Origin of the sequence: Amycolatopsis sp. ATCC 39116, from assembly GCF_000231075.2 — a bacterium.
In the GTDB taxonomy this organism is placed as follows: Bacteria; Actinomycetota; Actinomycetes; order Mycobacteriales; family Pseudonocardiaceae; genus Amycolatopsis_E; species Amycolatopsis_E tucumanensis.
Genome location: NZ_AFWY03000052.1, coordinates 1 through 13,138 on the forward strand (window position 1 = coordinate 1; position 13,138 = coordinate 13,138).

Below are 13,138 nucleotides of genomic sequence, written 5' to 3' on the forward strand. Positions count from 1 at the left end.
CGGCGGCGGCGGTGGCGGCGGCGGTTTCCGCCCCGGTGGCGGCGGTGGCGCCCCCGCCGGTGGTGGCTTCCGCGGTGGCGGCGGCGGTCGTGGCGGCGGCGGTGGCCGCGGCGGCACGGCCGGTGCCTTCGGCCGTCCGGGTGGACCCTCGCGCAAGGGCCGCAAGTCGAAGCGGCAGAAGCGCCAGGAGTACATGGAGAACATGCAGGCGCCGTCGGTCGGTGGCATCCGGCTGCCCAAGGGCAGCGGCGAGACCATCCGGCTGCCGCGCGGCGCCTCGCTGACCGACTTCGCGGAGAAGATCGACGCGAACCCGGCCTCGCTGGTGCAGGTGCTGTTCCACCTGGGTGAGATGGTCACCGCGACGCAGTCCGTCTCGGACGAGGTGCTGGAGCTCCTCGGCTCGGAGATGAACTACAACGTCCAGGTCGTCTCCCCCGAGGAGGAGGACCGCGAGCTGCTGGAGACCTTCGACATCACCTACGGTGAGGACGAGGGCGGCGAGGAGGACCTGCAGGTCCGCCCGCCGGTGGTGACCGTCATGGGTCACGTCGACCACGGTAAGACCCGCCTGCTCGACACCATCCGCAAGACGCGGGTGCACGAGCGGGAGGCCGGCGGCATCACCCAGCACATCGGCGCCTACCAGGTCGAGACCGAGCTCGAGGGCAACCCGCGCCTGATCACCTTCATCGACACCCCGGGTCACGAGGCGTTCACCGCCATGCGTGCCCGTGGTGCGAACTCCACCGACATCGCGGTGATCGTGGTCGCCGCGGACGACGGCGTCATGCCGCAGACGGTGGAGGCGATCAACCACGCCCAGGCGGCCAAGGCGCCGATCGTGGTCGCGGTCAACAAGATCGACAAGGAAGGCGCGAACCCGGACAAGATCCGGCAGCAGCTCACCGAGTACAACCTCGTGGCCGAGGAGTACGGCGGCGACACCATGTTCGTCGACATCTCCGCCCGCGAGAACATCAACATCGACGGGCTGCTCGAGGCGATCCTGCTGACCGCGGACGCCACCCTGGACCTCCGGGCCAACCCGGACATGCCGGCCCAGGGTGTCGCGATCGAGGCGCACCTCGACCGCGGCCGCGGCCCGGTGGCCACCGTGCTGGTCCAGCGCGGCACCCTGCGGGTCGGCGACTCGGTCGTCGCCGGCGACGCGTACGGCCGCGTGCGGCGGATGGTCGACGAGTACAACGAGGACGTCACCGAGGCGCTGCCCTCGCGTCCGGTCCAGGTCATCGGCTTCACGTCGGTGCCTGGCGCGGGCGACACGTTCCTCGTCGTCGAGGAGGACCGGGTGGCCCGGCAGATCGCCGAGCGCCGCCAGGCGCGCATCCGCAACGCGCAGAACGCCGCGAAGCGCAAGCGCGTCAGCCTGGAGGACCTGGACTCCGCGCTGAAGGAGACCAACAGCCTCAACCTGATCATCAAGGGTGACAACTCCGGTACGGTCGAGGCCCTGGAAGCGTCGCTCATGCAGCTGGACGTCGGCGACGAGGTCGAGCTGAACGTGGTCCACCGCGGCGTCGGTGGTGTCACCGAGAGCGACATCGACCTGGCGACGGCCTCCGACGCGATCGTCCTGGGCTTCAACGTGCGGGCCGAGGGCAAGGCGACCGAGCGGGCCAACCGCGAGGGCGTCGACGTCCGGTACTACACGGTGATCTACCAGGCGATCGACGAGATCGAGCAGGCCCTCAAGGGCATGCTCAAGCCGGAGTACGAAGAGGTCGAGCTGGGCCGCGCCGAGGTCCGGGAGGTCTTCAAGTCCTCCAAGTTCGGCACCATCGCCGGTTGCCTCGTGCAGTCCGGGGAGATCCGCCGCAACGCGAAGGCGCGTCTCCTGCGGGACAACGTGGTCGTCGCCGAGAACCTGCCGGTCAGCTCGCTGCGGCGGTTCAAGGACGACGTGGTCGAGGTCCGCGAGGGCTACGAGTGCGGTCTGACGCTCGGGTCCTACAGCGACATCAAGGTCGACGACGTCATCGAGACCTACGAGCAGCGCGAGAAGCCGCGCGTCTGAGTCGGGTAGTGGTGCGCGGGGCCGGTCTGGTGACCGGCCCCGCGTCCTCACCTGGGACAGGGAACCGATGTACGTAGGTGCGCTCGAGCTCGACGTCCTGTTCGGCGACGTCCATTCGCTGAAGCAGAAGCGGTCGCTGGTGCGGCCGCTGATCGCCGAGGTGCGCCGCAGGTTCGAGGTGTCGGTCGCCGAGGCCGGTCACCTCGACCTGCACCGCAGGGCCCTGATCGGGGTGGCGGTGGTGGCGGCCGACGGTGAACATGTTCGTGACGTGCTCGACGGCTGTGAACGGCTGGTGGCGCAGCGCCCCGAGTTGGAGCTGCTCTCCACCCACCGCCGCCTGCTCGGGCCAGAAGACTAAGGGGAGTGCGTGATGGCCGATCCGGCTCGCGCCCGCAGGCTGTCCAAGCGGATCTCGCAGATCGTGGCGTCGGCGATCGAGCACGAGATCAAGGACCCGCGGTTGAAGAACGTGACGATCACCGACGCGAAGATCACCGCGGACCTGCACGACGCGACCGTGTACTACACGGTGCTGGGGGAGAACCTCGACTCGAAGCCGGACTTCCCGGGCGCGGCCGCCGCGCTGGAGTCGGCGCGGGGCGTGCTGCGCAGCCGCGTCGGCCAGGGCACGGGGGTTCGGTTCACGCCGACGCTGACCTTTGTCGCGGACACCATCCCGGACGAGGCCCGGCACATCGAGGACCTGCTGGCGAAGGCGCGCGAGGCCGACGCCGAACTGGCCCGGCGCGCGGCCGCCGCGCAGCACGCCGGCGACCCGGACCCGTACAAGCAGCCCCGCGAAGCCGACGAGGACGACTCCGACGAGGAGTAATCCCGCCGGGCCTTGGCCTGCGGTGTCTGGGTTGCCGCTACGCCGCGATGGCGACGAGCAGTAGTCCTGCCTGGCTTGGCCTGCGGTGTCTGGGTTGCCGCTACGCCGCGGTGGCGACTGGGAGTGAGTCCCGCCCCCTCTTGACCCGCGGTGCTTGGATTGCCGCAGCACTGCCGCTGCGACGCGATCTGAGGGGGTCCGCGTGAGGTCGATGGGATGGCTGTACCCGTTCCGCTCCCGGCCCTGGTCCGAGATCGCCGCGGAGTTCCACCGGCTCGCCGACGCGCGGCCGGTCTACCGCCCCATGTCCGAGGTCGTGGACAGCGTGCTCGCCGCGAACACCGTCCTGCTCGGCACGACCTCGCTGGGTGACCTGATCGTGGTCGACCGGCCGGTGCCGCGGGCGCCGTGGGGCGCGGTCGTGGTGTCCGGGCCGTGGTCGCGGCGTTCCGCCGTTTCGCCCGGCCGCGTGCGCGTCGAGCACGTGGGCGCCGACGGTGAGGCGGACGAGCGCCCCGTCGACGAGGCCGTGCCGCTGTTCTGGTGCTTCGTGACCCGCAAGTTCGGCGTGGTGCCCGCCGCTCAGGTGTCCTGAGGCCGGATCCCGTCCAGCAGGAACGTCAGATGGCGGCGCCAGTCGCCGAGCGGCGCCGCCTGCGTGGTGGCGGCGATGGCGAACGCCAGGTCCGCCAGGCCGAAGTCCGGGCGCAGCACCCCGGCCCCGTGCGCGCGTTCCAGCACCTTCTCGAACACCTCGCCGACCCGCTCCCGGGCAGCCCGCAGCCCCGGCGCCCCGGGCAGGTCGCTGGTGCAGATCTCGGTCATCCCGCGATCCACCGACTGCAGTTCGCAGGTGCGCACGATCAGTTGGACCAGGCCGTCCCACGGGTCCTCGGCCGCCAGCGCCTGCTCGGCTTCGCCCGCCCAGCGGTCGAGCATGCCGCTGAACGCGGCCTCGACCAGGTCCGTGCGCGTGGGGAACCGGTTGTAGAGCGTCCCGATCGACACCCCCGCCCGGCGTGCGATCTCCTCCAGCGGCGCGTCCAGGCCCTTCTCGCCGAACACCTCGCGCGCGGCCGCGACCAGCAGTTCGCGGTTGCGCTGGGCGTCACGGCGGAGGGGACGGCTCACGCTTCCCAGTATAAGAAACTTGAGGGTTGCCTCAATTTGAGATACAACTTGAGGGGAACCTCAACTTATCTGGGAGGCAATCGACATGAGGACACTCGCGATCTTCGGCGCCGGGCCCGGCATGGGACTGACGACGGCCCGCCGGTTCGGCAAGGAGGGCTACCAGGTCTCGCTCGTGGCGCGCAGCGCGGACCGGCTGTCGTCCTTCGTGGACGAACTGTCCGCGGAAGGTGTTGCGGCACGGGCGTTTCCGGCCGACATGACCGACCTCGCCGCGCACGAGCGGCTGCTGGCCGACATCGGCCGGGTGGACGTGGCGGTGATCAACGGGTCGCTGGACCTGGCGCTGCTGAAGCCGGTGCGCGACCTCGACATCGAGACCCTGCGGTCGGGGTTCGAGAGCGTGGTGCTGGCGCCGCTGTCGCTGACCCGGCGGCTGCTGCCGGGCATGCTGGAGCGCGGCTCGGGCGCGTTGCTCTACGGGTTCGGCTCGTCGGCGAAGACCCCGGAGCCGATGCTCGCCGGCGCGGGCACGCCTCAGGCGGCGCTGCGCAACTACGTGTTCGCGCTGCGGGCCGACCTCGCCGGCACGGGCGTCACCGCCGCCGCGATCACCATCGGATCGCTCATCCGCGGCAGCGACGCCGAGAAGCTGTTCGACGCCTCGGTGGAGGCGCGCCGCGGGTTCGACCCGGACCGCATCGACCCGGCCGACCTCGCCGAAACGCTGTGGGGCATGGCCGCGACGGGCGAACCGGCCGAGCAGGTGGTGCCCGGCTAGACGAGTTATGCGTAACTCGGTCAGTGGTCGTAGGCGGTCAGGGATCGGGTGGTGGGTTGGCCGGCGGCGCGGTCGTGCGAGGGATCAGATCGCTCGCCGCGCCGCCAGAGGTTCGCGCGGCGGGCGCCCACCCGCCTTCGACTTTGAGGCCTACAAGCGGCGCAACGTGGTCGAACGCTGTTTCACCCGGCTCAAACAGTTCCGCGACCTGGCTACCCGCTACGCCAAACGCGCCGCCTACTTCCAAGCCGAACTCACCATTGCCGCCATCATCCTCCGGCTCCGATGACTTACCGGACACTTCCTAGACGGTCGCCGGCGCCCGGGTGGCGGCGAGGCGGAACAGCGCGAGCGCGGCCAGGCCGGCGGCCGCCGCCGACCAGGGCAGCGCCCCGGTCCCGCCGAGGCCGATCACGCCGCCACCGACGGCACCGCCGACCGCCACCCCGAGGTAGGTGCCGGAGGTGTTCATCGCCAGCGCCGGCGCCGAGGCCTCGCCGGCCAGCCGGTGCAGCCGCGCCTGGACCGCGGGCGAGTTCCAGAACGCCGCACCGCCCCACAGCGCCACCAAGGGCCACAGCACCCACACCGGCACCGGGCGGAGCGACCACAGCACCCCGAAGACGACCATCACCGCGATGAACACCCCGACGCCGATCGCCAGCGTGCGGTCGGGGCCCCACCGGTCGGTGGCGCGTCCGCCCGCCCAGATGCCGGCCATTCCGGCGGCACCGGACACCGCGAACAATGCGCCGCGGGACGCTATGTCCACATTGGACAGGCCGGCGGTGAACGGCGCCAGGTAGGTGAGCAGCATCATCGACCCGAACATCAGCACGACGTTCGCGGCCAGTCCCAGGGAAACCGGTGGCGCGCCGAGACCGCGGATCCGGTCCCGCCAGGCCATCGCCGGGCCTGCCGTGGTGTCCGAAGGCAGGGTGGCGGTGAAGGCGGCCACCGTGGCGAGCCCGGCCACGGCCAGCGCGGTGAAGGTCGCGCGCCACCCGCCGAGCGCGCTGAGCCAGGTGCCCAGCGGGACGCCGATCGCCACCGCTCCGGTGACACCCAGCGCCACGGCCGCCACGTACCGGCCGAGCTTCTCCGGCGGCGACAACCGGGCCGCGAGCGAGAACAACGACGGGGTCGCCGCACCGGCCGCCGCCGCGGCGACGACGCGGGCCAGCAGCAGCACCGCGAAGGAGGGCGTGAGCGCGGCGAGCAGGTTGGCCGCGGTGAACACCGCGGCCGCGCCGGTGAGCACCACCTTGGGCCGGGTGCGGGCGGTGAGGAGCGCCATGACCGGCGCCGCCACCGCGACGGTCACCGAGAACACCGTCACCAGCTGCCCGGCCGCGCCGACTGTGACGCCCAGATCGGTGGCGATCTCGGGGAGGACCCCCGCGATGACGTAGTCGTCGGTGTAGTACACCAGCGCCGCGCCGGCCAGCGCGATCAGCCAGAGCGGCATGTGTCCGATTCCTCCCATGTCCCCCGTTGTGCGTGACTTCTACACGGGACGGGAGCGGGGCGCCACCGCTTTTCCGCGCCGGGGTCAGGCGGGTTTCCTCGCGACGATCAGGTCCCGCAGGATCGCCTGGTCCACCCGGTGCTCGAACCCCTCCCACGGCCCGCCGGAGCGAACTTCCAGGCCGGCCCGGCCGAGGATCCCGGCGATCTCGTCGCGCTTGGCGACGTGCGTGTTCCAGCTCAGGCCCAGCGCGCCGCCCGGCTTGAGCACCCGCGCCCACACCGGCACGGCGGCGGCCAGCAGGTCCCGCGGGCTGCGCGCGAGCTCGTCGGGCTGGTGGCTGCCGTGCTGGACCCCGTAGGGCGCGTCGGCCACCACGACGTCCGCCGAACCTGCCTTGAGCAGCTCGTCCGTGGTGAGGGTGTCGGCGTTGAAGAACGTGACATGGCGCGCGTCGCCGGCCTTCCAGCGATCCTTGTCCAGCGCGTAGGAGATCTCCAGGCGCTGCCCGAGGCGGTGCTTGTGCCGCCGCAGCGGGCCGGAGTCGGCGTTGTGCTTGACGCGCTTCTGCCGCAGCCAGGTCTTGATGAACCGTTCGTAGGCCTCGAAATCCCGCTTGTCGACGTCCAGCCCGGTCGCGTCCAGGCCGTACATCATGGCCTGGTTGAGCGTGGTTCCGCGGCCGCACAACGGGTCGACCACGTGCAGCGGCCGGTCCAGGAACTCGGTGGGCCGGGACCGGGACAGCAGCGTGACGTTGAGCAGCAGCTTGGTGAACAGCTCGTTGGTCTTGCCCGGGTACTTCTGGATGGTCAGCAGGTCGGAGTCGAGCTTGTCCAGCGGCGCGATCTCCAGCGGGCGCAGCAGGTCGCCGCTGAACTCGAACAGCGCGTACAGCGACGAGAGGTTCGACAGCAGCCGCAGGTCCTCTTCGGACAGCGGCTCCGCGGTGGTGAACGTGACGTAGGTGACGCCACCGATCCGGCGCTCGCCAATCTCGGCCGGCGGCGTGCGCAGTGCCTCGCCGAACACGGTCAGTTCGGCGCGCAGCAGACCGGCGGAGGCGTCGGCGTAGACGCGGTTGGCGCCGGGGTAGAGGAGGATCCCGTAGTCGAACATCGGGAAAAAGCGTAGCTTGCCCGCATGAGCACCTCCGCCCAGCTCGACTTCCCGCGCGCCGCAGGGCTGCTGCGCGAAGCGACCGACGTCACCCTGCTGGCCCACGTCCGCCCGGACGCCGACGCGCTCGGCAGCGCGCTGGCCCTCGGCCGCGCGCTCTACCAGCGGGGCGCGACCGTGCGCGTGTCCTTCGCCGAGCCCGCCGAGGTGCCGGAAAGCCTGCGCGGCCTGGACGCCGACAACCTGTTCGTGCCCGCCGAGGAGGTGCCGCCGTCGGCGGGGTTGCTGATCTGCCTGGACACGCCGAGCCCCGCGCGGCTGGGGTCGCTGGCCGACCGGGTGGACGCGACGCGTGCGGCCGGGGGCGAGGTGCTCGTGGTCGACCACCACGCGTCGAACCTGCGGTACGGCTCGGTGCACCTGGTCGACGACACCGCCGAGGCGACCGCGGTGCTGGTGCTGGCGTTGCTGGACGAGCTGGGGGTGGCGCTGGACGAGCCGATCGCGCGCTGCCTGTACGCGGGGCTGGTCACCGACACGGGTGGCTTCCGGCGGGCGCGGCCGTCGACCCACCGCGCGGCGGCCCGGCTGCTGGAGGCGGGGGTCGACCCGGACCGGCTCGCGCGGGAGATCATCGACGACCACCCGTTCGCGTGGCTGCCGATGCTGTCGACCGTGCTGGCGTCGGCGCGGCTGGAGCCGGAGTCGGCGCAGGGCTTCGGGCTCGTGCACGCCGTGGTGACCGCCGACGTGGCCGCCACGGTGCGGCTGGAGGAGGTCGAGGGCGTGGTGGACGTGATCCGCTCGACGCGCGAGGCCGAGGTCGCGGTGGTGCTGAAGGAGCAGGCGCCGGGGGAGTGGTCGGTGTCGTTCCGGGCGATCGGCAAGATCGACGTCTCTCAGGCGGCGCGCAGCCTGGGCGGCGGAGGCCACCGGCTGGCGGCCGGCTGCACGATCCACGGCACGGCGGAGGAGGGCCTGGCCATGGTGAGGCGCGCGCTGGAGGAGGCGCCGCTGCTGGGCTGACGCGGGTCTGCCGGGGAGCCGGACGGTTCGCTGTGGGAGCCTCGGCCAGGCTTGCCATCCCTGCCGCTTCGCGGCGCCGCGAAGCGGCAGGCAGCCTCGTCAGTCTGACGTGACCGGGCGGTCCCGCGCCGCGGAGCGGCGGGCAGTTGGCTCAGCTGGTGGCCCGGCAGTCTGGCGTGATGGGGCGGTCCCGCGCCGTGGAGCGGCGGGCGGTTGGCTCAGCTGGTGGCCCGGCAGTCTGGAGTGATGGGGTGGTCCCGCGCCGCGGAGCGGCCCTTCACCGCGAGTGGTGGGCCTTCCGGGGAGCTGCCGCCCACTCCCTTCCGGAGGGGAGGTGCTGCGAAGCCGGCCGGCGGGAGCCCCGGCCATGCCGCCACGGCCCTGCGACCCCAACGCCGCTCGCGGGGACCGCCGCGAGCGGCGGTCCCCGGGCACTGCCGCCTCTGCCGAACGCTGCCGCCTCCGGAGGGAGCTACCGCCCCGGGAGTTACCGCCCCGCCCGGAAGCCATCGCCCCCTCCGGGAGCTGCCGCCCCGGGAGCTGCCGCCCCGGGAGCTGCCGCCCCGCCCGGAAGCCATCGCCGCCCCCGGAAGCCACCGCCCCTCCGGGAGCTGCAGCCCCTCCGGGAGCTGCCGCCCCTCCGGGAGCTGCCGCCCCTCCGGGAGCTGCCGCCCCTCCGGGAGCTGCCGCCCCTCCGGGAGCTGCCGCCCCTCCAGCAGCGCAGCACCCACCCCCCGGCCTGGCCACGGCCGCGCGGCCGATCTTGTCGGTGCCCCCGGTTAACCTGCCCTCGTGTCCGAAACCGTGGAAACCGCCGGGGAGAAGGTGCCCGCCAGGCGCGTGCTGGGCCTGGCGGTCCCGGCGCTGGGGGTCCTCGCGGCCGAGCCGTTGTACGTCCTGGTCGACACGGCCGTCGTCGGGCACCTGGGGGCCCTTCCGCTGGCCGGGCTCGCCGTGGGCGGGGTCGTGCTGGCCCAGGTCTCGACCCAGCTGACGTTCCTGTCTTACGGCACCACTTCCCGCACCGCCCGCCTGCACGGCGCCGGCCGTCGCGCGGAGGCGGTCAGCGAAGGCGTCCAGGCGACCTGGCTGGCGATCCTCGTCGGCCTGGTCGTGCTCGGCGCCGGGCAGCTGCTCGCGGGCCCGGTCGCCCGTGTCCTGTCCGGCAGTGACGAGGTCGCCGCGGCGGCCGTGTCCTGGCTGCGCATCGCGTTGTTCGGGGCGCCGCTGATCCTGATCACCATGGCGGGCAACGGCTGGATGCGCGGCGTGCAGGACGCGGTCCGCCCGCTGCGGTACGTCCTGGCGGGCAACGGGATCTCCGCGGTCCTCTGCCCGCTGCTGGTCTACGTCGCGGACTGGGGGCTCGAAGGGTCTGCCGTCGCGAACGTCGTCGCCCAGGTGATCAGCGCCGGGCTGTTCCTGCGGGCCCTCGTGGCCGAGAAGGTGTCGCTCAAGCCGCACCCGAAGGTGATGCGCGCGCAGCTCGGCCTCGGCCGGGACCTGGTGCTGCGCAGTCTCGCCTTCCAGGCGTGCTTCGTCTCCGCCGCCGCGGTGGCGGCCCGCACCTCGACCGCGGCCGTCGGCGCGCACCAGATCGTGCTGCAGCTGTGGACGTTCCTCTCCCTCGTGCTGGACTCCGTCGCGATCGCGGCCCAGTCGCTGGTCGGGGCGGCACTGGGGGCGGGCTCGGCGCGGCAGGCGCGGGGCGTGGCCGGGCAGATCACGCGCTACGGGCTGATCATGGGCTGCGTGCTCGGCGTGGTGTTCGCGGCGGTGTCGCAGGTGCTGCCGCACGCGTTCACCTCCGACCCGGGGGTGCTCGGCGAGGTGCCGCACGCCTGGTGGTTCTTCGTGGCGCTGCAACCGATCGCGGGCGTGGTGTTCGCGCTGGACGGGGTGCTGCTCGGCGCGGGCGACGCGGCCTTCCTCCGCACCGCGACGCTCGTCAGCGCCGCGCTCGGGTTCCTGCCGCTGATCTGGGCCTCGCTCGGCTTCGGCTGGGGCCTGACCGGCATCTGGACCGGCCTGTCGCTGTTCATGGTGCTGCGCCTGGCCGCGGTGGTGGCCCGCTGGCGCTCGGACGGCTGGACCGTGGTCGGCGTGGTCCGCTGACGCCGCTGCTCCGGCTCCGGGTCGGGGCCGTGCGTGCGGTTCGCGCGGTCGGCCGGCCCGGCACGCGCGGCCGCGGGCCGGCTGCCGGTGCTGGACGGGTGCACCGCCTCCGCGCGGCAGTGCGCGACGGTGGCGTGAACGATCGCCCCTGCCGCCCGCTGGCCCCCGCCGAACGCCGCGCTGCGGGCGTGTCGTGGGGGTGGCTCCGGGGCCGCGAATCGCTGCGCCGTGTGGCTGAAAACACCCCGGTAACAGGTAAGTTTCAGCCTTGCATAGGCGATACAACTATCGGGACGGCGATGCGGGCGTCCCCGTGTCGTTGTCGCCTACTCCGCTTCGGGAGGAATCCTTCGTGCCGCCGCAGCAGGCACCCGTGATCGGCAAGGCCAGCCGCCGGTCGTGGTTCATCTGGTTCACCGCCGCCATCGTCTACCTCCTCTCCGTCTTCCATCGCACCTCGTTCGGGGTCGCCGGGCTGGAAGCCGCCGACCGGTTCGGGGTCGGCGCCGCCGCGCTTTCCACGTTCACCGTCCTGCAGGTCGGCGTCTACGCCGCGATGCAGATCCCCACCGGCGTCCTCGTCGACCGCTTCGGGCCGCGCAAGGTCCTCACCGCCGCGCTGATCTTCCTCGGCCTCGGCCAGGTCCTCGTCGCCATCGCGGACACCTACGCGCTGGGCCTGCTCGCGCGCGGCGTGCTCGGCTTCGGTGACGCGCTCACCTTCGTCAGCGTGCTGCGCCTGATCGCCGCGCACTTCCCGGGCCGCCAGTACGCCGTGGTCACCAGCTTCACCACGGCGATCGGCTTCCTCGGCAACCTCGCCGCGACCGTCCCGCTCACCCTGCTGCTCGCCGGCCCCGGCTGGACCCCGACGTTCCTCGCCGCCGGCCTGATCACCGCGATCTACTCGGCCGTCGTCGCGGGCCGCGTCCGCGACACCCCGGCCGGCGCCACCCCGAAGGCCGGCCCGGTCGACGCGCGCCAGCTGGCCCGCCAGGTCCGCACGGCGTGGCGCGTCCCCGGCACCCGCCTCGGCTTCTGGGTGCACTTCTCGACGATGTTCGCCCCGAACGTGCTGACCCTGCTGTGGGGCGTGCCGTTCCTGGTGCAGGGCCAGGGCCACCCGGCCGCGACCGCCAGCGCGCTGCTGACCGTGTTCGTGTTCGGCTCGATGATCGGCGGCCCGCTGGTCGGCAGCCTCATCTCCGCCCGCCCCGGCACCCGGATGCCGCTGGTGCTCGGCTACCTCGCCGGCGCCGCAGCGGTCTGGGCCCTGCTGCTGAGCTGGCCGGGCCAGATCCCGGTCGGCGTGCTGGTGCCCGCGTTCGCGTTCCTGTCACTGGGCGGCCCGGCGTCGATGATCGGGTTCGCACTGGCCCGCGACTACAACCCGCTGTCCCGCGTGGGCACAGCGACCGGCGTGGTCAACGTCGGCGGCTTCGTCGCCACCACGCTCACCGCTCTGGCGGTCGGCGTGCTGCTGCAGCTCACCGGCGGCCAGTTCCGGCTCGCGCTGCTGGCCGTCGTCGCGGTGCTCGTGCTGGGCACGTTCCGCATGCTGGTGTGGTGGCTGCGCGCCCGCGCGGAGCTGTTCGCCGCGCAGGAGCGGGGCGAGCACGTGCCGGTGCAGGTCCGCCGCCACGTGTGGGACGCGCCCACCCGGAAGGTCCCGGCGGCCGCGTGACGGCTCGCCCGTAAGGTTTCCAGCCGTGTCCCAGCCGAAGACTCGACGCCCCGCGCCCCCGCCCGGCCTGCTCGTGGTGGACAAACCACCGGGCATGACCTCCCACGACGTGGTGGCGCGGGTGCGCCGGATCATGGGCACCCGCAAGGTCGGGCACGCCGGCACGCTCGACCCGATGGCCACCGGCGTGCTGGTGCTGGGCGTCGAGCGGGCGACCAAGCTGCTGGGCCACCTCGCGCTGGACCGCAAGACCTACCTCGCCACGCTGGCCCTCGGCGTCTCGACCACCACCGACGACGCCGAGGGCGAGCACACCTCCACCGCGGACCCGGACGCGCTGGCCGCCGTCACCGACGAGGCGATCGCGTCCGGGATCGCCGCGCTCACCGGGGAGATCCAGCAGGTCCCGAGCGCGGTGAGCGCGGTGAAGATCGCCGGCAAGCGGGCGTACGCGCGCGTGCGTGCGGGTGAAGAAGTCGCGCTCAAGCCGCGGCCGGTCACCGTGTACCGGTTCGACCTGCTCGCCACCCGCCGCGTCGCCGACCGCATCGAGCTGGACGCGGTCGTCGAGTGCTCGTCGGGCACCTACGTGCGGGCGCTGGCCCGCGACCTCGGCGCGGCACTCGGCGTGGGCGGTCACCTCGCCGCGTTGCGCCGCACCACCGTCGGCCCGTTCGGCATCGCCGCGGCGCGCACGCTGGAGCAGCTGGAGGAGAAGCCGGAGCTGTCGTTCGACCTCAACGAGGCCGTCGGCGCCGCCTTCCCGCGTTATGACGTCGATGCGGCGACCGCCCGGGCTGTCCGGTATGGACAGCAGGTCCGCGCTTCGGGCATCGAAGGCACCTACGGCGTGTTCGACCCGGACGGCCAAGTGCTCGCTCTCGCGGTGGACGCGGGCGGCGTGGCCCGCTCAGTAGTCGTCCTGGCTCCGGCCTAGAGGC

13 protein-coding genes are annotated in these 13,138 nt (G+C 72.8%); 10 read left to right on the forward strand and 3 right to left on the reverse strand.

The features are described 5' to 3' along the window. The 4 genes from infB to AMY39116_RS0333990 form a co-directional block, all read left to right on the forward strand. Positions 1–2,038 (forward strand): translation initiation factor IF-2 (gene infB, locus AMY39116_RS0333975; RefSeq protein WP_020422053.1); only part of this gene is annotated, 2,038 nt, incomplete at its 5' end. A 67-nt stretch (positions 2,039–2,105) separates the two neighbouring features. After that, positions 2,106–2,399, forward strand: a complete 294-nt coding sequence (locus tag AMY39116_RS0333980) for a DUF503 domain-containing protein (protein ID WP_020422054.1) — start codon at positions 2,106–2,108, stop codon at positions 2,397–2,399. A 12-nt stretch (positions 2,400–2,411) separates the two neighbouring features. Continuing rightward, positions 2,412–2,873: a 30S ribosome-binding factor RbfA gene (rbfA, locus tag AMY39116_RS0333985; protein WP_020422055.1), complete on the forward strand. Its 462-nt coding sequence runs from the start codon at positions 2,412–2,414 to the stop codon at positions 2,871–2,873. Positions 2,874–3,084: 211 nt separating this feature from the next. Next, positions 3,085–3,468: a hypothetical protein gene (locus tag AMY39116_RS0333990; protein WP_020422056.1), complete on the forward strand. Its 384-nt coding sequence runs from the start codon at positions 3,085–3,087 to the stop codon at positions 3,466–3,468. Here the strand turns inward: AMY39116_RS0333990 and AMY39116_RS0333995 are convergent. Continuing rightward, the gene (locus tag AMY39116_RS0333995; RefSeq protein ID WP_020422057.1) at positions 3,456–4,004 is read right to left on the reverse strand and encodes a TetR/AcrR family transcriptional regulator; all 549 of its coding nucleotides are present in this window, start codon (positions 4,002–4,004) and stop codon (positions 3,456–3,458) included. The genes AMY39116_RS0333990 and AMY39116_RS0333995 overlap by 13 nt on opposite strands. 85 nt (positions 4,005–4,089) lie before the next feature. Here AMY39116_RS0333995 and AMY39116_RS0334000 point away from each other — a divergent pair, with 85 nt between their 5' ends. Together AMY39116_RS0334000 and AMY39116_RS45770 are read left to right on the forward strand one after the other, a co-directional pair. Beyond that, the gene (locus AMY39116_RS0334000; RefSeq protein ID WP_020422058.1) at positions 4,090–4,785 is read left to right on the forward strand and encodes an SDR family oxidoreductase; all 696 of its coding nucleotides are present in this window, start codon (positions 4,090–4,092) and stop codon (positions 4,783–4,785) included. A gap of 7 nt (positions 4,786–4,792) precedes the next feature. After that, positions 4,793–5,074, forward strand: coding sequence for a transposase (locus AMY39116_RS45770; RefSeq protein WP_202961478.1), 282 nt, complete (start codon positions 4,793–4,795; stop codon positions 5,072–5,074). 15 nt (positions 5,075–5,089) lie between these two features. Here the strand turns inward: AMY39116_RS45770 and AMY39116_RS0334005 are convergent, their stop codons facing one another. Both AMY39116_RS0334005 and AMY39116_RS0334010 read right to left on the reverse strand, forming a co-directional pair. Beyond that, the gene (locus AMY39116_RS0334005) at positions 5,090–6,253 is read right to left on the reverse strand and encodes an MFS transporter (RefSeq protein WP_020422059.1); all 1,164 of its coding nucleotides are present in this window, start codon (positions 6,251–6,253) and stop codon (positions 5,090–5,092) included. 84 nt (positions 6,254–6,337) lie between these two features. Beyond that, entirely contained in the window at positions 6,338–7,372 is a 1,035-nt protein-coding gene (locus AMY39116_RS0334010) for a TRM11 family methyltransferase (protein ID WP_020422060.1), read from the reverse strand. A gap of 24 nt (positions 7,373–7,396) precedes the next feature. Here AMY39116_RS0334010 and AMY39116_RS0334015 point away from each other — a divergent pair, with 24 nt between their 5' ends. The 4 genes from AMY39116_RS0334015 to truB all read left to right on the forward strand — a co-directional run bounded on the left by AMY39116_RS0334015 (position 7,397) and on the right by truB (position 13,134). After that, on the forward strand, positions 7,397–8,398 hold the full coding sequence (locus AMY39116_RS0334015) for a bifunctional oligoribonuclease/PAP phosphatase NrnA (protein ID WP_020422061.1): 1,002 nt from the start codon (positions 7,397–7,399) through the stop codon (positions 8,396–8,398). 792 nt (positions 8,399–9,190) lie between these two features. Next, entirely contained in the window at positions 9,191–10,513 is a 1,323-nt protein-coding gene (locus tag AMY39116_RS0334020; protein WP_020422062.1) for an MATE family efflux transporter, read from the forward strand. A 373-nt stretch (positions 10,514–10,886) separates the two neighbouring features. Then, entirely contained in the window at positions 10,887–12,197 is a 1,311-nt protein-coding gene (locus tag AMY39116_RS0334030; RefSeq protein ID WP_027936466.1) for a nitrate/nitrite transporter, read from the forward strand. Between the two features lie 25 nt (positions 12,198–12,222). After that, positions 12,223–13,134, forward strand: coding sequence for a tRNA pseudouridine(55) synthase TruB (gene truB, locus AMY39116_RS0334035; protein WP_084506204.1), 912 nt, complete (start codon positions 12,223–12,225; stop codon positions 13,132–13,134). The last annotated feature ends 4 nt before the right edge of the window (positions 13,135–13,138 follow it).